The sequence below is a fragment of the Thalassospira mesophila genome (assembly GCF_002115755.1).
GTDB lineage: Bacteria > Pseudomonadota > Alphaproteobacteria > Rhodospirillales > Thalassospiraceae > Thalassospira > Thalassospira mesophila.
In genome coordinates, this window is record NZ_JFKA01000001.1 from 626,498 (window position 1) to 645,226 (window position 18,729).

The 18,729-nt window shown below is 55.0% G+C and carries 17 protein-coding genes and 1 pseudogene; 10 read left to right on the top strand and 8 right to left on the bottom strand.

Going from position 1 to position 18,729, the window contains the following annotated elements; genetic code table 11:
* The first annotated feature begins 4 nt into the window (after window positions 1-4).
* The 6 genes from TMES_RS02890 to TMES_RS02915 all read left to right on the top strand — a co-directional run bounded on the left by TMES_RS02890 (window position 5) and on the right by TMES_RS02915 (window position 4,292).
* Entirely contained in the window at window positions 5-649 is a 645-nt protein-coding gene (locus TMES_RS02890) for an urease accessory protein UreE (protein WP_085579204.1), read from the top strand.
* Entirely contained in the window at window positions 639-1,358 is a 720-nt protein-coding gene (locus tag TMES_RS02895; RefSeq protein WP_085579206.1) for an urease accessory protein UreF, read from the top strand. The genes TMES_RS02890 and TMES_RS02895 overlap by 11 nt, the downstream gene beginning before the upstream one ends.
* Window positions 1,355-1,972 (top strand): urease accessory protein UreG, encoded by a 618-nt coding sequence (gene ureG, locus TMES_RS02900; protein WP_085579208.1) that lies wholly within the window; start codon window positions 1,355-1,357, stop codon window positions 1,970-1,972. The genes TMES_RS02895 and ureG overlap by 4 nt, the downstream gene beginning before the upstream one ends.
* Window positions 1,973-2,377: 405 nt before the next feature.
* The gene (locus TMES_RS02905; protein ID WP_085579210.1) at window positions 2,378-2,923 is read left to right on the top strand and encodes a biotin transporter BioY; all 546 of its coding nucleotides are present in this window, start codon (window positions 2,378-2,380) and stop codon (window positions 2,921-2,923) included.
* A gap of 80 nt (window positions 2,924-3,003) precedes the next feature.
* Entirely contained in the window at window positions 3,004-3,678 is a 675-nt protein-coding gene (locus tag TMES_RS02910) for an energy-coupling factor ABC transporter ATP-binding protein (RefSeq protein ID WP_085579212.1), read from the top strand.
* The gene (locus TMES_RS02915; protein WP_085579214.1) at window positions 3,675-4,292 is read left to right on the top strand and encodes an energy-coupling factor transporter transmembrane component T family protein; all 618 of its coding nucleotides are present in this window, start codon (window positions 3,675-3,677) and stop codon (window positions 4,290-4,292) included. The genes TMES_RS02910 and TMES_RS02915 overlap by 4 nt, the downstream gene beginning before the upstream one ends.
* 57 nt (window positions 4,293-4,349) lie before the next feature.
* Here the strand turns inward: TMES_RS02915 and fghA are convergent, their stop codons facing one another.
* Both fghA and TMES_RS02925 read right to left on the bottom strand, forming a co-directional pair.
* Entirely contained in the window at window positions 4,350-5,201 is an 852-nt protein-coding gene (fghA, locus tag TMES_RS02920; RefSeq protein ID WP_085579216.1) for an S-formylglutathione hydrolase, read from the bottom strand.
* 62 nt (window positions 5,202-5,263) lie between these two features.
* Window positions 5,264-6,388, bottom strand: a complete 1,125-nt coding sequence (locus TMES_RS02925) for an S-(hydroxymethyl)glutathione dehydrogenase/class III alcohol dehydrogenase (RefSeq protein WP_211275861.1) — start codon at window positions 6,386-6,388, stop codon at window positions 5,264-5,266.
* Between the two features lie 139 nt (window positions 6,389-6,527).
* On the opposite strand from TMES_RS02925, the gene TMES_RS02930 reads away from it, so the two are divergent.
* On the top strand, window positions 6,528-7,403 hold the full coding sequence (locus TMES_RS02930; protein WP_085579220.1) for a LysR family transcriptional regulator: 876 nt from the start codon (window positions 6,528-6,530) through the stop codon (window positions 7,401-7,403).
* A 68-nt stretch (window positions 7,404-7,471) separates the two neighbouring features.
* Here TMES_RS02930 and TMES_RS02935 read toward each other — a convergent pair whose 3' ends face one another.
* From TMES_RS02935 to TMES_RS02950, 4 genes are all read right to left on the bottom strand, one after another.
* A complete protein-coding gene (locus tag TMES_RS02935; protein WP_085579222.1) occupies window positions 7,472-8,773 on the bottom strand; it encodes a type II toxin-antitoxin system HipA family toxin in 1,302 nt (433 codons plus the stop codon).
* Between the two features lies 1 nt (window position 8,774).
* Entirely contained in the window at window positions 8,775-9,059 is a 285-nt protein-coding gene (locus TMES_RS02940) for a helix-turn-helix transcriptional regulator (protein WP_085579224.1), read from the bottom strand.
* 109 nt (window positions 9,060-9,168) lie between these two features.
* Window positions 9,169-9,951: a 3-hydroxybutyrate dehydrogenase gene (locus TMES_RS02945; protein WP_085579226.1), complete on the bottom strand. Its 783-nt coding sequence runs from the start codon at window positions 9,949-9,951 to the stop codon at window positions 9,169-9,171.
* Between the two features lie 154 nt (window positions 9,952-10,105).
* Entirely contained in the window at window positions 10,106-11,779 is a 1,674-nt protein-coding gene (locus TMES_RS02950) for a sigma 54-interacting transcriptional regulator (protein WP_085579228.1), read from the bottom strand.
* Between the two features lie 223 nt (window positions 11,780-12,002).
* On the opposite strand from TMES_RS02950, the gene TMES_RS02955 reads away from it, so the two are divergent.
* Window positions 12,003-13,232, top strand: coding sequence for a methionine gamma-lyase (locus TMES_RS02955; protein WP_085579230.1), 1,230 nt, complete (start codon window positions 12,003-12,005; stop codon window positions 13,230-13,232).
* Window positions 13,233-13,262: 30 nt separating this feature from the next.
* Here the strand turns inward: TMES_RS02955 and TMES_RS02960 are convergent, their stop codons facing one another.
* The gene (locus tag TMES_RS02960) at window positions 13,263-14,267 is read right to left on the bottom strand and encodes a hypothetical protein (protein ID WP_143589509.1); all 1,005 of its coding nucleotides are present in this window, start codon (window positions 14,265-14,267) and stop codon (window positions 13,263-13,265) included.
* A 494-nt stretch (window positions 14,268-14,761) separates the two neighbouring features.
* Here TMES_RS02960 and TMES_RS02970 point away from each other — a divergent pair, with 494 nt between their 5' ends.
* Together TMES_RS02970 and TMES_RS23450 are read left to right on the top strand one after the other, a co-directional pair.
* A complete protein-coding gene (locus TMES_RS02970; protein ID WP_425444041.1) occupies window positions 14,762-17,140 on the top strand; it encodes a transketolase in 2,379 nt (792 codons plus the stop codon).
* A gap of 348 nt (window positions 17,141-17,488) precedes the next feature.
* Window positions 17,489-17,758, top strand: a pseudogene (locus TMES_RS23450) (type II toxin-antitoxin system RelE/ParE family toxin); the annotation flags it as partial.
* Between the two features lie 15 nt (window positions 17,759-17,773).
* On the opposite strand, the gene TMES_RS02985 reads toward TMES_RS23450, so the two are convergent.
* The gene (locus TMES_RS02985; RefSeq protein WP_245835182.1) at window positions 17,774-18,586 is read right to left on the bottom strand and encodes a MarC family protein; all 813 of its coding nucleotides are present in this window, start codon (window positions 18,584-18,586) and stop codon (window positions 17,774-17,776) included.
* Window positions 18,587-18,729 lie beyond the last annotated feature (143 nt).

The following is an 18,729-nucleotide window of genomic DNA, read 5'->3' on the forward strand; positions in this document are numbered from 1 at the left end:
AGTGATGCGGCGCGCCATTGAACATATTCCCGTTGGGCAAAGCCATGCCGCCGAAATGCGCGGCACGGTGACGATGGCCTTTGCCGACCGGCACCGGCGGCGCATTCGCCTGTATGATGACGTGGGCGATGCCTTTTTGCTGGATCTGCCCCATGCTGTGCGTTTGGGCGATGGCGACCATTTGAAACTGGCCGATGGCGGGGTGATTGTGGTGCGCGCTGCCGATGAGCCGGTTTTGACCATTACCTGTGCCGGGCCAATTGCGGCGGCGCGGATGGCATGGCACATTGGCAATCGCCATACGCCGATGCAGGTGCTTAAAGACGGGCGTTTGCGCATTGTTGATGACCATGTTTTGCGCGACATGATTGTCGGCCTTGGCGGCGTTGTTGATGCCGAAATCGCCCCGTTTGACCCCGAACGCGGGGCCTATCACGCGCTGGGCGGCAATGCCCATGAAAACGGCCACCATCACGGCCACGACCACGATTTTTTTGCCGATGCCGATCAGGGTGATGCGGGCAATGAGGGAAAAGTGACTGCCGCTGTTCATTCTCACAGTGTGCATTCCCATGCTCATGCTGATGCTGACGCGCACAGTCACGCGCATAGCCATCACCACACCGCCGGGGGTGATCATGACCATTGATCGCGCACAGGCGTCAAACTTGAATCCCGCTGGATTAATGCGCTTGATGACATGGCTGGGGCCGTCTTTTCCGGTTGGGGCCTATAGCTATTCGCACGGGGTTGAATTTGCAATCGAGGATGGCCGGGTTAAAAAATGCGACAGTGTCATTACCTGGGTTGAAGGCGTGTTGGCCTTTGGTGCCGGGCGCATTGACGGGGTGTTGTTTTGTCAGGCCTATGAAGCTGCACGCAACCGTGATCTTGAGGGGCTGATCGCGATTGGTATTGATGCCGATTGCCGCCGGGGCACTGCTGAAATGGCGCTGGAGGCGACAGCACAGGGGCGGGCATTTGTTTCGACCTTAACCCAGGTTTGGGATGATGCGTTATTGGCAAGCTGGGCGGCTTCTATGCGCGATGATGACCGGCTACCGTCGTATTCGGTCGCAGTGGCGATTGCGGCGGCGGGGGCAGATATTGATTTACGTAGTGCGTTAACCGCGTTTTTCCATGCGATGGGGGCCAATCTGGTATCTGCTGCCGTGCGATTGGTGCCGCTGGGCCAAACCGATGGCATTCGCGCCATTGCTGCCCTTGAGGGGGCGGTGGAGTTGGCGGTTATAAAGGCGATGGAAACCGACCCGGACGATATTGGCGCCTGTGCCCCGCTGATCGACTGGACATCGATGAAACACGAAACCCAATATACAAGGTTGTTCCGATCATGACGTCACCGCTTCGTATTGGTATTGGCGGGCCTGTTGGCTCTGGTAAAACCGCATTGCTGGAACGGTTGTGCAAGGCGATGCGCGATGAATTTAACATCGCCGCGATCACCAACGATATTTACACCCGCGAAGATGCCGAGTTCATGACCCGGTCCGGTGCCCTTGCGGCAGACCGCATTGCCGGGGTGGAAACCGGGGGCTGCCCGCATACCGCCATTCGCGAAGATGCCTCAATTAATTTAGCCGCGGTCGAAGACATGACGGCGAAACATCCGGGGCTTGAGGCGATTTTTATTGAATCGGGTGGCGATAACCTGTCGGCGACGTTTTCGCCCGAACTGGCCGATATTACGATTTACGTAATTGATGTGTCGGCGGGCGATAAAATTCCGCGTAAGGGCGGCCCGGGTATTACCCGGTCCGACCTTTTGATCATTAATAAAACCGATCTTGCCCCTTTGGTGGGCGCGGATCTGGGGGTTATGGACCGCGATGCGCGCAAAATGCGAGGCGAACGGCCCTTTGTTTTCACCAATCTCAAGGCGATGGAAGGCCTTGAAGAAGTGAAAAACTTTATCATCGAATCAGGGGGGCTCCGTCAATCTGCTGCGTGACATACAAAAATACAAATCGCAGATGATGGGAGTTCAGCAACACCCGGCCAGCAATGGCCGGGTGTTTGTTTTGTCGATCGTGCATGCCAAATCCCGGTGACCGGAACCGGTGATTGGGCCGGATTATATTTGGCAAAAATATCAAGTGATTGTCCGTTAAAAAGCGGGCACCCGTGCCAGCAGCATATGCCAGAATAAAACGGCGATACGTCGAAATGCGGCGATGTTCACTGTTGTTGTCTGAGGGTTGGCCGTGTCAATTTTTCTTGGAACCAGTGGGGTTTGCGGCTATCCCTTGCGCTCTTGCGGGCCCCGAACGAACATGGAAGGGTGCATGTTTCGCATTGGAGCGGCCCAAAATGCCGTCGGGAATATTGCGGTGAAAACCGGATCAGAGGGACCAGAATGAACACCAAAGATATTGTTTATGTTGCCTTGTTTGCAGCCCTGATGGCGGTTTTGGGGCTGTTCCCGCCCTTTACCCTGCCAATCACAGGGGTTCCGATTACAGCGCAGTCATTGGCCCCCATGTTGGCCGGTGCCATTTTGGGCGCGCGCCGTGGCGCACTTTCTGTTGTGCTGTTTTTGGTGCTGGTTGCGCTTGGTTTGCCGCTTTTGGCCGGGGGGCGTGGCGGATTTGGCGTATTTCTGGGGCCGACCGGCGGGTTCATGATCGGCTGGGCGATTTCGGCTTTTATCATTGGTTTCCTGATCGAAAAATTCTGGAACCGGTTAAATGTGGTTAACACCGCTGCCATCATCGCCTTTGGCGGTATTGTGGTGCTTTATGGGCTGGGTAATGCCTGGGTCGCGGTGGCGGTGGATATTTCCTATTGGAAGGCCACAGTGGGCTCGCTCCCGTTTTTGGTCGGTGATGCGTTGAAGGTTTTTGTTGCAACCGGGGCTGCCCTTGCGGTGCGCCGGGCTTATCCGTTGGTTTCGCACGCCTGATTTGCATGATCTAATAGGGGCCGCCTGCATGATATGACGCAGGCGGTTTTTTGCTGCGCGGGACATAACGGTTGTGAACGATGATTGAATTGCAAAATGTCAGCGTGCGTTTTGGGACGCGCTGCGTGCTGGATGATATTTCCCTGTCGCTGACCCAGCGCCGGATAGGCATTGTTGGTGCCAATGGATCGGGCAAAAGCACGCTGGCGCGCCTGTTAAACGGGTTATTGTTGCCAACATCGGGCCGCGTAACCGTTGACGGGTTTGATACCGCGAAAGACGGTCGCCAGGTGCGTGCGCGTATCGGCTTTGTGTTTCAAAACCCCGATAACCAGATTGTTTTTCCCGTGGTCGAGGAAGATCTGGCCTTTGGGCTTAAACCCCTGAAACTGCCCAAGGCCGAAATTGATGCCCGCATTGATGCGGTGTTAGCGCGCTATGACATGGGTGATTATCGCACGCATCCCAGCCATCAGCTCAGCGGCGGGCAAAAGCAGCTTTTGGCGATTTCGGGCGTGCTGATCATGGAGCCGCGCTGCGTTGTGTTTGACGAGCCGACAACCTTGCTTGATTTGCGTAACCGTAACCGTGTTGCCAAGGCAATTGAGGCGCTGGACCAACAAGTAATTACTGTGTCGCATGATCTGGATTTACTGGCTGGCTATGACCGCATTCTGGTGGTGGATCAAGGCAAAATCGCCATAGACGACACACCGCAAAACGCTTTGCCACGCTATGTGGATTTAATGACATGAGCCTTGCCAACGGGCTTTATCAGGATCGTTCTTCGCCGCTTCACCGTGTGCCTGCGGGGGTGAAGGTGCTGGCATTGGTGATTGTCGGGACGGTGGTTTTCCTGATCAATGACTGGCGGATATTGTTGGCGGTTTTGGCCGGGGTGACGGCCCTTTATGGCATCGCGCGTTTTTCACCACGTGTTTTATGGGCGCAAATCAAACCGCTGCTTTGGTTGCTGGCGGCGTTTTTTGCTGTGCAATTATGGCTAAACGACTGGCAGGCGGGGCTGGTGGTGGTGACGCGACTGGCATCGGTGGTGCTGTTTGCCGGGCTGGTTACACTCACCACCCGTGTGTCGGTAATGCTGGCAGCATTGGAACGCGCTATGACGCCGCTGCGAGTGGTGGGCGTGAACCCGGAAAAGGTTGGTTTGGCTTTTTCGCTGGTGTTGCGGTTTATTCCGGTGATTGCATCGGTCGCCAGCGAAGTGCGTGAAGCGCAAAAGGCCCGCGGGCTGGACCGTAATATGATCGCACTTTCGGTGCCGCTGATCATTCACACCCTGAAAATGGCGGATGACGTGGCCGACGCGATTGAAGCGCGAAGTTACGACCCGATAGAGAAGGCGTAAAAAAGCCGGGCAGCACATGGCCGCCCGGCCTTAACGGATCAGCGTTGGTGTAAAGGCTTACAGCCCCAGATGCTTCGCATGAAACCGCATATGATCTTCGATGAAGCTGGCGATGAAATAATAGCTGTGATCATAGCCTTCCTGCATCCGCAGCGTTAGCGGATAGCCGGTGTTTTTGGCCGCTTGTTCCAGCGTTTCGGGTTTGAGCTGGTCTTTGAGGAAGCCATCGGCATCGCCTTGGTCGACCAAAGCCGGGGTGAAGCCGGTAGGCTGGGCGGCACTCATCAGGATCGCGCTGTCATAATCTGCCCAGTCGGCCTGTTTGGGGCCCAGATAATTTTCAAACGCCTTTTGCCCCCATGGTGCATTGACCGGATTGCATATCGGCGAAAAGGCGGTGACGGAGCGGAACTTTCCGGGGTTGCGCAGCGCCATCATCAGCGCACCATGCCCCCCCATCGAATGGCCGGAAATAACGGCGTTGTCATTAACCGGGAAATGTTCGCCGATCAGGGCGGGAAGCTCGGCCAGGATATAATCATACATGCGGTAGTTTTGCCGCCACGGTTCCTGGGTGGCGTTAACGTAAAAACCGGCTCCTTTGCCAAAATCATAGGCTTCGTTTTCGTCATCGGGCACATGGTCGCCGCGCGGGCTGGTGTCGGGGGCGACAATAGCAATGCCCAGTTCGGCGGCAAGGCGGTGGGCGCCCGCCTTTTGCATGAAGTTTTCGTCGCTGCAGGTCAGACCCGAAAGCCAGTACATCACCGGCACGGTGGTGCCATTGCCCGCCTGGGGCGGCAGGTAAATGGCAAAGCGCATATCGCAGCCCAGAACCGAAGACCGGTGGCTGTATTGTTTGTGCCAGCCGCCGAAACTTTTGGCGCTGGAAATGTTTTCGATGCTCATATCATCCTCCTGTCATGCGTTCGGGCCGGAAAAATGCTTCCGGCCCGGAATATTGCGGCAGGTTATTTGGCTGCCGGTGCATAATGGATGACGCTGCGAATGCTTTCGCCTTCATGCATCAGATGGAAGGCATGGTTGATGTCTTCCAGCGGCATGGTGTGGGTGATGAAGTCTGACAGTTTAAATTCACCCGCCAGATAACGTTCGACATAGTTCGGCAGTTCGGACCGGCCTTTAACCCCGCCAAACGCCGTGCCACGCCAGACGCGACCGGTGACCAGCTGGAACGGGCGGGTGGAAATTTCCTGCCCGGCCCCGGCAACGCCAATGATCACGGATTCACCCCAGCCCTTGTGGCAGCATTCCAGCGCTGAACGCATGATGTTGACATTGCCAATACATTCAAAGCTGTAATCAACCCCGCCATCGGTCATATCGACAATCACTTGCTGGATCGGTTTGTCGAAGTTTTTGGGGTTGATGCAATCGGTGGCACCGAGCTGTTTGGCAAGGTCGAACTTCTTTTCGTTAATGTCGATGGCAAGGATGCGTTCTGCACCGGCCATCTGGCAGCCAATGATGGCCGACAGGCCAATGCCGCCCAGACCAAAGATGGCAACGGTATCGCCCTTTTTTACTTTGGCGGCATTGGTGGCCGCCCCCATGCCGGTGGTGACACCGCAACCCAGCAGGCAAACTTCCTCCAGCGGGGCCGATTTGTTAACCTTGGCGACCGAAATTTCCGGCAAAACGGTGTATTCAGAAAAGGTCGAGCAACCCATATAATGGAAAATCGGCTTGCCATTTTGCGAAAAGCGGGTGGTGCCATCGGGCATCAGGCCCTTGCCCTGGGTTTCGCGGATTTTGCTGCACAGGTTGGTTTTGCCCGATTTGCAAAATTTGCATTCGCCGCATTCCGGCGTGTAAAGCGGAATAACATGGTCGCCGACCATGACGCTGGTCACACCTTCACCAATCGATTCAACAACGCCGCCGCCTTCATGGCCGAGAATGGCGGGGAAAATCCCTTCGGGATCATCGCCCGAAAGGGTGAAGGCATCGGTGTGGCAAACGCCGGTCGCGGTCAGTTTGATGCGCACTTCGCCTGCTTTGGGCGGGGCAACCTGAACTTCCTCAACCGATAACGGTTTGCCGGCTTCCCAGGCAATGGCGGCTTTGCAGGTGATGGTTTGTGCAGTCATGACAGATCCTTTTCAGACGAACGAGAATGCATGGATGGATGCAAAGATATGAAGGAAAGTTTATTTGTTTCTGATAATTTGATAATCCGGTAATTATGCAAATTACTTTTACAGTGTGGTAATAATGAATGCGTGGGACGGGATCAGCGAATGTATTGCGGTGGCGGAATGCCAAAGTTTTACCGGGGCGGCAACGCAGCTTGGCGTTTCAATCGCCCATGTCAGCCGCCAGATAACGGCGCTTGAAACCCGCCTGGGCAGCAAACTGTTTTATCGTACCACGCGCAAGGTGACCCTGACCGAAGCCGGGCGGATTTATTACCAGCACTGCCGCCAGATGCGCGACGGGCTGGACGATGCCGAGCGCGCGATCAGCACCTTGCAAGATACCCCGCGCGGTAAATTGAAGCTGACAGCGCCAACCACCTACGGCGAAACGGTGATTGCGCCACTGATCAATGATTTTGTTGCCCGCTATCCTGATCTTGAAGTGCAATGCCGTTTTACCAACCAGAAACTGGATCTGATTCTGGAAGGGTTTGATCTGTCGATCCGCCTTGGTCGGCTGGACGGCACGCCGAGTGCGATTATGAGCCAGCGTTTGTCGTCGCGCAGGCTTTATGTCTGTGCCGCACCGGACTATCTGGCAAAGCGCGGCGAACCGCACAGCCTGTCGGAGCTTTCACGCCACAACTGCCTGCCCGGCACGCTGGATTACTGGCGGTTCGAGGAAGAAGGCCGCGAACGCACCATTCGCATTCATGGCAGCATCACCGCCAATAGCGGACAGGCCTTGCTAGATGCGGCACGCAAGGGGATCGGCATTGTGCAATTGCCCGATTTTTACGTGGATCCGCATATTACCAGCGGTGAGCTGGTGCCGATTTTAACCCGCTATCAACCCTCGGACGAAGGCATTTGGGCGCTATACCCCGCCAACCGGCATTTATCGTCCAAGGTTAGAATGCTGGTGGAGCATTTGGGGCGGCATTTGGGATAATGATACTGAAGGGTTACATTAAATACTGTAAGCTGGAAATGAAACCGAACGGTGTCGTTTGCGCCTGATTAACAGCGACTGTGAATATCTTGCAGGGCAAGGTCCAGTAGCGGGGTATCGGCAAGGCTGTGTGCCAACTGGTTACGAACGGCTTGGGCCGTGTTGCGCATTTTGGCACGCATGGTGTGTAATTCGCCAAGCACAAGTTCGGGGCTGACAGCGACATCTTTGCCAAATTGCACCCAATGTTTTTCGGTTAGCTGTTCCGGATTGCGTTCGCCGCCAATGGCCATTGCCAGCTTGATGCGTTGTTCTTTGTAAAAGGCGCTAAAGGCCTTGGCATTGTTGACATCGTAAAGCGGGGCCAGCCTTACGGCGTTATCCTGCCACAGCAGACTGTAATTTTTGGCATGTGCATCGGGGTTGCCGACGAGATATTGAAAGATCGCGCGCCGTAAAAGTTCCAGCCGGTCATTTGCCGGGTTGCTACTGTAACGTAACGTCGAGAACAGGGTTTGCCAGCCGGGACCGCCATCACGTTCATATTTCTGGTCGGGGAAATGGCCGGTTGCCTGACAAAAATCTTCCTGGTGAATGCGGGTTAAATAACGGTTGCCAGATTTTTCGTGTAAGGCACGGTCATAACGGGCCAATAACATGAAGGTCTGGTCTTCGGCCTGTAAAATGCGCGACCTGGGTGTAACAAGGCCGATTGAGCGGGCGACTTCCAGGCAGAAATGTTCGACCCGGATTGAGTCTGGTAACCCGCGAATATCGGGCTTTAAAATGTGCGAACTGGGTGTGCGTCCGTGGGGCAGGGCAATGTCGTTACCCACCCGAATGACCACGGCTTTGTCATGGACGCCCGCCAATGAAATGCGGACTTCACCGTCGTCATCGACAAAAAGCGGGCGAATGGGCAGTTCGCGAATATGCTGTGCCAGTTCGGCTTCGGACAAAATGCGATATTGCGGATGAAAGGGATCATAATCATCGGGGTTGTTATCCGGCGCGACCAGCGAAATGGCACCGGGGCAATCGCGGCCGAGTGCAAACAGCATCCCGAACTCATCATTTACATCAAGCGGGGTATCGTTGCCGATAATTTGCGCCAGGCGGCGGCGGGTTTGTTTGTTATCAGGCAGCAAACCCGCAAAAAACGGGCCGCATTGGCTGTCGTTAAACCAGAATTTCTCATCATATGTGGCGGGGATGGGCAGAGAGAGCGACAGGGAATGGCAATTAGGCACTGCTGCCTGATGCCGGGCAATGAAATCGGCACAATAGCGAAATTTCAGGCGACCATCGGTTTCGGCGGCAAGGTCGCCAATAATGGCATCATGCAAAAGGACCGTCGCAACACGCGCCATGTTACAGCCCCTCGTCTATATCAAGAAGATCAGGGGCCGGGATGGATGTTTCAGTCCGGTTTGATGTGCCATTCTCGCCCGGTAGTGCAACCTGCATCGGTGCGCCCAGCAAAATCAGAAGGTCAATCACCATATCGACAGGGGGCTGGCTGGCCCCGGTTTCGAGCGACGATAGCCATTTACGGCTATGGCCGATCAACTGGGCCGCTTCGGTCTGACTAAGGCCGTGCTGCTTGCGCAGGGTGCGCACGGCATGTCGCAAATCATCTGCTGTTCGGATGATCATGGCGCCACCGATCTGTTACATAAACCCAAACGTGATCATATGTAACAGATCGGTGGCATTCAAGGGAAATTACGTGATGTGAAACCAATCGGTGTCATCACCGGCAAATTTACTGTGCCGTCCAGCCGCCATCCACCGACAGGCTGGTGCCTGTCATCTGGTCTGCCGCAGGCGAACACAGGAAAACCGCCGTCTGGCCGATTTGTTCGGGGGTGACGAAGGTTTTAGACGGGTGTTTGTCCGATACCAGGTCTTTGGCGGCTTCTTCGACCGAAATATTGTTTTCCTCGGCACGGGCCTTGATCTGTTTTTCCACCAGTTCGGTGCGGACCCAGCCCGGGCAGATTGAATTGGCGGTAATGCCGGTTTCGGCGGTTTCAAGGGCGACAACCTTGGTAAAGCCGACAATGCCGTGCTTGGCGGCAACATAGGCGGCCTTTTGCGGCGATGCGACAAGGCCATGGGCCGACGCGGTATTGATCACCCGGCCCCAGTTTTGCTTTTTCATATGCGGCAGGGCCAGCCGGGTGGTGTGATAGGCCGAGGACAGGTTAATCGCAATAATCGCATCCCATTTTTCAACCGGGAAATCTTCGACCAGGGCGGTGTATTGAATGCCGGCATTGTTGATTAAAATATCCACACCACCAAAATCGCTGGCGGCCATTTTCATCATTTCTTCAATCTGGTCGGGCTTGGAAAGGTCCGCACCGCTATAAAGCACCTTAACGCCAAATTCGCTTTCAAGGCCCAGGCGGATCTGCTCAATCTCGTCCGCATCGCCAAACCCGTTCAGCATGACATTGGCACCCTGCCCGGCAAGGGCCTTTGCCATCGCAAGGCCGATCCCGCTGGTCGAGCCGGTTACAAGTGCATGTTTGCCTTTAAGCATGGTGGTTCTCCATTGTCCGATGAGGGGGGCGTTTGGTGGGATTGCCCTTATGAGTTAGGCTGATCATGCCGCAGCGCAATCGTTCAGGCAAGGAATCACGTTGGGGTTGAGCGCGGTGTGGTGAAACTTCACCTTGTTATGGTCTGGCGCGGGTTTAGGCGCCAATACCATATTTGCGCAGCTTGTTGGCCACCGCCGTGTGCGACAGGCCCAGCCGCGCGGCGAGTTTGCGCGAACTTGGGTAATCGGGGTAAAGCCGTTCAAGCAGGTTTTTTTCCAGCATATCCATCGCTATGCCGTGATTTCCACATAATAACGCCTGATCAATAAGCGTATTTTCGAACCCGGGTTGCGCAACATTGGCAGATGATGGCGCGGTGTTTGCGAGTTGTGGCGGTGAAGGTTCGGGCGCGGTCCCGGTTTGCGCCGCGCGCGATGCAGAATGCGGGCCATAGGCCGATTGCAGGTCGGAGGCGGCCAAAACATCGCCATCTAGCAGGGCAACGGCGCGAAACAGGGTGTTTTCAAGCTCGCGGACATTGCCTTTCCAGTCGCGGGTGACAAGCCATTGCAGGGCATCGCGGGCGATTTTGGGGCAGGGGCGTTCGGTTTGGCGGGCGGCGCGGGCGACAAAATAATCGGCGAGGGCATCGATATCTTCGCGCCGTTCGCGCAAGGGCGGCAAGGTGATGGAAAGAACGTTCAGGCGGAAATATAAATCTTCGCGAAAGCTGCCGGTTTGTGACATGGCTTCAAGGTCGCGGTTGGTGGCACTGATGATGCGAACATCAACCGAAATTTCGTCGGTTCCGCCGACGCGGCGAAAGCGGCCGTCTTGCAAAACGCGCAGCAATTTTGCCTGTAAATAGGGCGATAGTTCGCCAATTTCGTCTAAAAACAGGCTGCCACCATCGGCCAGTTCCAAAAGCCCCGGTTTGCCGCCACGCCGCGCACTGGTAAAGGCGCCAGCGGCATAGCCAAACAGTTCGCTTTCGGCCAGTCCCTCGGGCAGGGCAGCACAGTTAAGGGCCAAAAACGGTTGGTCGTGGCGTTTGCTGGCCCGGTGGCAGGCGCGTGCAAACAGTTCCTTGCCGGTGCCGGTTTCGCCCAGAATAAGCAGGGGTGCGTCGACAATCGCCAGACGTTGCGCCTGGGTTTTAACCCGCGCCAGCGCGCGGCTGTCGCCGATAATGTCAGCAAATTCGGTCTGGTTATGATCCTGAAGGGCGGTAATGACCCGGCCCAATCGCGCCGCACGATGAAAAATTAAAACCCCGCCCCACGGGGCATCATCCTCGCGGGGGCCGGTATCATGCACCGGGCTGCCATCCTCGACCCGGCCAATCGGTTCGACCTGCAACAGATAGGTTTGCCCGCCCAGCGTAACCTCGCGTTCGCTTTGTGAAAATCCGGCGTGGCGCAGGGTTGCGATATCGGGTTCGGTTAAAATGCTGGCAAGGGGCAAATCACGCAGCGGCTGTTTGGATGTACCGGCGATTTTTTGCGCAGCAGGGTTGACCTGTGCAATCAGGCCATTGGCATTTACCGCAATTACCGGGTCGCCCATGGCGGCCAATGTGGCATGAAGCTGGGCGCGGCGGCGTTCGGTGGGTAAATGGTCAATTGGCTGGGCATTGCGAATGCCGGGAACCCGCATCAGGCAGCGTGCCAGTTCGGCAAAATCATCGGGGCCAATGGCGGGGATATCGGCATAGATATGATGCGGGGTGACCTCAAACGCCCGAATATCGAGCCCGCGTGATGTCAAGGCATCCACAACATCGCGGGTTATGCCAAGCCGATTTTCGCCGGTGATTTCAAAACGCATGTGGACACTTTAATTTACAGTGTAAAGAATTTAATACACATATAAGGCGCTGTTTTTGCAAAAGACAAGTGTTTCTGCGATATCGGGTCGCCGATGTGTAAACTTTTCGATACACATGGTTTTCGACCAATATTCATAAGACATTGAATTTAAACAAAACCCGAAACTGGCACGGCAGTTGCGATGATGAATGCATAACAGTTTAAAAAACGGGAGTGCCCTTATGTCTTCGTCAAACCATGCCAGTCATGCTGCCAAAGCCGGTTTTGCCACCCGCGCCATTCATCATGGCTATAACCCCGCCAGCCATAACGGCGCGTTGAATCAGCCGGTTTATATGAGCTCGACCTTCGCCTTTGAAACCGCCGAGCAGGGCGGTCGCCGGTTTGCAGGCGACGAAGGCGGGTATATTTATTCGCGTATCGGCAACCCGACGCTGAGTTTGCTGGAAGATCGCCTTGCCATCCTTGAAGGCGGCGAAACCGCGATTGCCACGGCATCGGGCATGGGGGCGATTACCTCGGTTTTCTGGACGTTGATTTCGCCGGGCGACGAAGTGATTGTGGACCGCACATTATATGGTTGCACCTTTGCCTATTTCCGCCACGGGCTGGAACGGTTTGGGGTTAAACACACCCATGTCGATTTGTCGGACCCGAAAAACCTTGAAGCGGTGATTTCTGATAATACCAAGGTGGTTTATTTTGAAACCCCGGCCAACCCCAATATGCGCTTGGTGGATGTGCAGGCAATTGCCGATATTGCCCATAAACACGGGGCCAAAGTGGTGGTCGATAACACCTATTGCACCCCGTATTTGCAGCGCCCGCTGGAAATGGGGGCCGATATTGTGGTGCATTCGGCAACCAAATATTTAGGTGGGCACGGTGATTTAATGGCCGGTGCCATTATTGGCGCGGCCGAAGATTTAAAAGACATTCGCCTGATCGGGCTAAAGGACATGACCGGGGCGGTTTTGTCGCCGCAAGATGCCAATCTGGTGTTGCGCGGGTTAAAAACGCTGGAATTGCGCATGGAACGCCATTGCGACAATGCCGAAAAAATTGCTGCGTTTCTTGACGCACACCCGCAGATCGAAACGGTTTATTACCCCGGGCTTGCCAGCTTTCCCCAGCATGATTTGGCCAAAAAACAAATGGCCCGTTTTGGCGGCATGATCGCGTTTGAACTTAAAGGCGGGATCGAGGCTGGCCGTAAAATGATGAACAGCCTGCAAATGATCGCGCGTGCCGTCAGCCTTGGCGATGCCGAAACCCTGATCCAGCATCCCGCCTCGATGACGCATTCCACCTATAGCCCCGAAGAACGGGCGAAATACCAGATTGCCGATGGCTTGATCCGCATTTCTGCCGGGCTGGAATGTGTTGATGATATTCTGGCTGATCTGGAAAATGCGCTGGATGGTACGGCTGTGAAGATGGCTGCCGAATAAATTTGAGCCGCCGCCATTCTGGAAAATTGTTCAGGATGGCGGCTGGTTTTTGCGACTGGCAGGGGCTGGTTTGGTGGTGAAATTGCTGCCGTCAACCAGCCCGTATTTTTGCATTGCATCGTCGGTTTCTGTGGTTTGTTCGATTTTTGGTAAATGGATCAAATGCAGGCTGGTCGGGTCTATATTGCGAAAGGACGGGCCGGTTTCGCGGTTTTTGCGCAACAGGGCCATAACCGCCCCGTCTTTCCACGCGCGTTTCAGCCCGATCAAAATCGCATCATGCAATTGCGCTTGGTCGGGGCTGACAAAAAAGTAAATCGGTTGCGGGTAATAAAGCGCAACCCGGTTATTGATCACAAGCGAGGGTTCGGCGGTGTGCATCCAGTCATATTCATTGCGGATTTGCCAATAGGCGCGTGGATACAGGTCAAACCGGCCCCGGGCGAGCATGGCATGCAGGGTCAGGTATCGTCCATCCACAACCGTCAGGCCGTTTTCTTGCAAGATGGCGCCATCGGGCCAGCCAAGTCCTTGGCCAAAACTGAATTGGCGCAAATCTTCCAGCGAGGAAATTTGGTTAAGGCGCGAAGAAACATCAGGCAGGGTCATAAACAGGCGCAGGCCGGTTGTGCCCAGAAAAATGGGAAAATGCACTGCACGCAACTGGTGTTCGCGCTCGGGTGTGGTGCCGAAAAAAACGATATTGGTTTCATCGCCCGCTTGTAGCAGGGCGATGCGACGTTTTTCTGTCGGGTAATCCATGCAGACCGGTTTTATGACGATGCCGCTATTGCTGTAAGTCAGCGCAAGACGCAGCAATTCAACATGATATTCGGAAAACTCTTCCCATGTCTGGCGGCCCTGGCAGAAGTCCGAATTGATATCAACCGGCAAGCGCGCAGAGATAGCTTGCCCATCAGGTTGCTGGCGGGGCTGATGTGTTTGTTGGGCCTGCGAACGGGTTGCCGCCATGCCCGCCACCACAATGGCAAGATAAACAGCAGCGCAAAACACAGTCAGGGCAGGGCGTTTCATTTTTATCATTCATGCCAGTAGAGGAACCCTATCCATTCGCATAGATAGGCGGTGAAATCAATTGATTGCGTTTATGCCCCGATGTGGCGGCCAGATTTTAAGAACGGCAATGGTGGGCATAATGTTGTGCGGGCAAGTTTGGCGGGCATGTCTGGCGAACTCCGGCCATACCGGGCAAAAACAGGCAAGCAGGGCGGGGCGGGCAGTAACAGAGCGGACGTTACGGATATAAGGCGCGAATCGCTTTTAACGGCACAGGCAAGGGCATTTTCGCAAAATTGCCGTGCGATAAAATTGGCAAATCTTGCGCGGGATGACCGAAGAATTTTCAAAACTGTCGCTGGTTCTGCGAAATTTGCCAAAATCGCTTGCCTGTCGCGCCCGGGTTTTAGAAATACGTATTCAAGTACCAAAATATAGGCGGTCACCGAAAGCCGGATGAGCCGTGATGATGCAGCGGGAGAATGAAATTGGCAGCAGACAGCGACACCACCATGAACGGCGAGATTATTGAAGCCACGGCAGGCACTTGCGTTTCGGCAAAAGAGCTGAAAATGCTGGGCGAGGTGGAAAAAAAAGTGCGCTGGCTGTCAAGTTGGACCATTCACCATGCCAACCATATTCGTCCCAAGCGTGACGGCATCAAGGTGGGCGGGCATCAGGCCAGTTGTGCATCACTTAGCACCCTTATGACCGCCCTTTATTTCAATGTATTGCGCCCGCAAGACCGCATCGCGGTAAAGCCGCACGCATCGCCGGTATTTCATGCGATTAATTATATGTTTGGTCGCCAGTCGCGCGAAAAGCTGGAAAATTTCCGGGCCTTTGGCGGGGCACAGTCTTATCCGTCACGGACCAAAGATGGCGATGTGGTGGATTTTTCAACCGGGTCGGTCGGGCTCGGCGCAGCGGTAACCAACTTTGCCGCCTTAACCCAGGATTATTTGCGTTATAAAAACATGCTGCCCAAGGGGCAAAAACCGGGCCGGATGGTCGCCCTGGTCGGTGATGCCGAGCTTGATGAAGGCAATATTTACGAGGCCCTGCTTGATACCTGGAAGCATGACATTCGCAATGTCTGGTGGGTGATCGATTATAATCGCCAAAGCCTTGATGGCATGATCGATGCCCATCTGTTTCGGGTGATTGGCCGGTTTTTCCGTGCGGTTGGCTGGAACGTGATTACGATTAAATATGGTCGTAAACTGCACGAGGCCTTTGCCCGGCCCGGTGGAAAATCGCTTAAAAAGTGGCTTAATGAATCGCCCAATGATGTTTATTCCGCCCTGACCTTTCAGGGCGGTGCCGCCTGGCGTAAACAGATTTTGGCCGATATGCCAGGTGATAACGCCCTTGCCAGCTTGCTGGCCGATTATGACGATGATGCCCTGCATGATTTAATGACCAATCTGGGCGGGCATTGCATGGAGGCGATTTTAAACGCCTTTGAAAATGTGCCCAACGATAAACCGACCGTGTTTATTGCCTATACCGTCAAGGGCTATGGTCTGCCGCTTCAAGGCCACAAGGACAACCATGCAGGCCTGATGAATATTCCGCAAATGGAAGGTTTCCGAGCGGCCAATAACATTGCCGAGGGTGATGAATGGGACATGACGGCGGGGCTGGAATGTGCCGCCGATGATTTGCGTGCCTTTGTTGACGCCGCCCCGTTTAACGACCGCCAGCCGCGCCAGAAGTTTGCCGAAATTATTACCGTGCCTGAAATGCCCTATCAGCGGACAGCGACCAGCAGCACCCAGGAAGTGTTTGGCAAGATCCTGAATGAACTGGCGAAATCCAAAAACAGCGCCTTTGCCGACCGCATTGTCACCACCTCCCCCGATGTGACGGTATCGACCAACCTTGGCGGGTTTGTTAACCAGCGCGGTCTTTTTGCCCGCGAAAATCTGGCCGATGAATTTCGTGATCGCAAAGTGCCCTCGGCGCAAAAATGGATCCGCACGCCAAAAGGCCAGCATGTGGAACTGGGCATTGCCGAAAACAATCTGTTCCTTAATCTGGCCGCCCTTGGCCTGTCGCACAGCCTGTTTGGCCAGCGCCTGTTTCCCATTGGCACATTATATGACCCGTTCATTGCCCGTGGCCTCGATGCACTAAATTACGCCTGTTATCAGGATGCGCGCTTTATGGTGGTGGCCACACCTAGCGGCATTACGCTGGCCCCCGAAGGTGGCGCGCATCAATCGATTGGCACGCCGATGATTGGCATGGGCCAGCCGGGCCTGACCAGTTTCGAGCCCAGTTTTGGCGATGAAGTGGCCGCTGTGATGGGCTGGTCGTTTAACCATATGCAGGATAAGGACGGCGGATCGGTTTATTTGCGCCTGTCGACCAAACCTGTAAACCAGCCCGACCGCGAGCTGGATGACGCCACCAAAGCCGACATTGTGCGCGGCGGATACTGGATGCGCGAACCGGGTGAAAATTGCAAAATGGTGCTGGCCTATTGCGGGGCGATGGCACCCGAAGCCATTGCCGCGTGGGAACAGCTTAAAGACGACCATCCGGGACTGGGCCTTTTGGTCGTGACTTCCACTGATCGTTTATATAACGAATGGCAGGACATGGAACGTGCCCGGCTGGAAGGCAAAACGGGCAAAAACGCCAGCAATAACGACGATATGGCCCATATTGAAAACCTGCTCAAACCATTGGCTCGAGATGCCCGCATGGTCACCGTGATCGACGGCCACCCGGCGGCCCTTGCGTGGCTGGGCTCGGTGCGCGGCCATGCGGTCGCCCCATTGGGAATAAATGCGTTTGGTCAATGCGGCGACAGCATCGATCTGTATAACCATTACCAGATCGACACCGCAGCCATCCTGCGCGCGGCCAAGCGGTGGGACTGATCACCCGGTAAAACGGGACGACAAAAGGGAGGGCTTTGGCTCTCCCTTTTTGTTGGGGCGTGGCGGCGGCTTGGTATCTAAAATTGAAGCGGTTACAGTAGAGCTGATTTTGGATCGGAACGACCTTGACGGTCCGTACAGTAATACCCGTGACTATGTTCAGGATCTGATAAAAAAGGATCAGAACGGCGAAATGCCATTACGCTCCTGCAATCTGCAATTACAGAGGGCGTTCAAAGCGGAGATCCGCAAGAGTTCGACGCCACTTCGTTCAAATTAAAAATGCGGGAGCGTCATCTCGTCCGTTAGGCCGACAGACTATCATCTGGTCCCTAAAAGGCTCTCGATGACCTTGATGAGGTTTGGCGCGATACGGCAGAGGCCTGGGCAGTTCACCAAGCCGACAGTTATATTGACGATCTGACACATGCGTTTCAGTCAATCGTCACCGCTCCGACAATCAGTCAGGAACGCACGGAATTCACGCCACCGGTTCGCCTCCATCGTCATAAAAGTCATGTGATCATTTATATTGTCAGGGATGATGCCGTTGTTATCCTTCGTAACCTTGGCGGACGCCAAAACGGGCAAGTTATTATCGAGGCAATCGGTTCCTGAATTCAAACAGGCACTTTAGAAAAATGCCTGCTTGATGCCATCAATAATGAACTGGATGGCGAGGGCGGCAAGGATCATGCCGAGCAGGCGCGAGATGACGGTAGCGACTGTGGGGCTGAGGCGTTTGGCGACTAGACCCGATAGCATGAACATGGTGAGCGCGCAGACCATGACCAGGGCGACAACGCCGATCAGGCCGGTCTGCATCACGATATTATCCTGATATTTCCCCATCAAAAGCATGACCGTCGCAATTGAGCCGGGACCGGATAAAAACGGGATCGACATCGGGAAGATTGAAATATCTTCGTGCTCGTCATCATGCTCGAGGGGGCTTTGGCCCGCTTTGTTTGCTGTGGCTTTGCCCGTTGTGCGCGCATTGGTGCCTGCCGCGGTCATTGCGGGCGCGTGTGTTGGTGCGCCAGCAGGGGCGGCATTGCTTTGGGCTTCACTGTGGCTTTCGGGTTCATCGGCGTTTTCGTCGTGTTCAAGTTCCTGATGGACCTGTTCAGCACGCTCGTTGCGTTTTTTGCCGCGCCGTTCAAACAGCATTTCAAGGGCGATTAAAAACAGCAAGGTGCCGCCGGAAATGCGAAAGGCGGGCATATGGATGCCAAAAATGCCCAGCAATTTTTCGCCCAGCAGGGCAAACGCGGTGAGGATCAGAAACGACGTGATGCAGGCCCGGATCGCCATGCGACGGCGATGTGCCGCACTGGTATCTTGTGTCAGCACCAGAAAAACCGGTACCAGCCCCACCGGATCGACAATCACGAACAGGGTGACAAAGGCGGCGATCAGTTCGCTGAGCATACTGATATCGGGCATGAAATATCCTTTTTCGCGTGAGGGCGCGGGTTTTTGCGCAGCCTTGCCGTAATTGTCGCCCGAAACGGGCTGGTTTCAGGGGGGCTTGCCCCAAGAAAGCCCGATAAAACCGGGAAAGCCAGCCTTGATTTACGTGTTTGAAC

What these genes read in the sequence shown, in the direction of transcription:
- TMES_RS02890 (WP_085579204.1), top strand. Translation starts at nt 5, where the DNA reads ATGCGGCGCGCCATTGAACATATTCCCGTTGGGCAAAGCCATGCCGCC.
- TMES_RS02895 (WP_085579206.1), top strand. Translation starts at nt 639, where the DNA reads ATGACCATTGATCGCGCACAGGCGTCAAACTTGAATCCCGCTGGATTA.
- ureG (WP_085579208.1), top strand. Translation starts at nt 1,355, where the DNA reads ATGACGTCACCGCTTCGTATTGGTATTGGCGGGCCTGTTGGCTCTGGT.
- TMES_RS02905 (WP_085579210.1), top strand. Translation starts at nt 2,378, where the DNA reads ATGAACACCAAAGATATTGTTTATGTTGCCTTGTTTGCAGCCCTGATG.
- TMES_RS02910 (WP_085579212.1), top strand. Translation starts at nt 3,004, where the DNA reads ATGATTGAATTGCAAAATGTCAGCGTGCGTTTTGGGACGCGCTGCGTG.
- TMES_RS02915 (WP_085579214.1), top strand. Translation starts at nt 3,675, where the DNA reads ATGAGCCTTGCCAACGGGCTTTATCAGGATCGTTCTTCGCCGCTTCAC.
- fghA (WP_085579216.1), bottom strand. Translation starts at nt 5,201, where the DNA reads ATGAGCATCGAAAACATTTCCAGCGCCAAAAGTTTCGGCGGCTGGCAC.
- TMES_RS02930 (WP_085579220.1), top strand. Translation starts at nt 6,528, where the DNA reads ATGAATGCGTGGGACGGGATCAGCGAATGTATTGCGGTGGCGGAATGC.
- TMES_RS02935 (WP_085579222.1), bottom strand. Translation starts at nt 8,773, where the DNA reads ATGGCGCGTGTTGCGACGGTCCTTTTGCATGATGCCATTATTGGCGAC.
- TMES_RS02940 (WP_085579224.1), bottom strand. Translation starts at nt 9,059, where the DNA reads ATGATCATCCGAACAGCAGATGATTTGCGACATGCCGTGCGCACCCTG.
- TMES_RS02945 (WP_085579226.1), bottom strand. Translation starts at nt 9,951, where the DNA reads ATGCTTAAAGGCAAACATGCACTTGTAACCGGCTCGACCAGCGGGATC.
- TMES_RS02950 (WP_085579228.1), bottom strand. Translation starts at nt 11,779, where the DNA reads ATGCGTTTTGAAATCACCGGCGAAAATCGGCTTGGCATAACCCGCGAT.
- TMES_RS02955 (WP_085579230.1), top strand. Translation starts at nt 12,003, where the DNA reads ATGTCTTCGTCAAACCATGCCAGTCATGCTGCCAAAGCCGGTTTTGCC.
- TMES_RS02960 (WP_143589509.1), bottom strand. Translation starts at nt 14,267, where the DNA reads ATGAAACGCCCTGCCCTGACTGTGTTTTGCGCTGCTGTTTATCTTGCC.
- TMES_RS02970 (WP_425444041.1), top strand. Translation starts at nt 14,762, where the DNA reads ATGAACGGCGAGATTATTGAAGCCACGGCAGGCACTTGCGTTTCGGCA.
- TMES_RS02985 (WP_245835182.1), bottom strand. Translation starts at nt 18,586, where the DNA reads ATGCCCGATATCAGTATGCTCAGCGAACTGATCGCCGCCTTTGTCACC.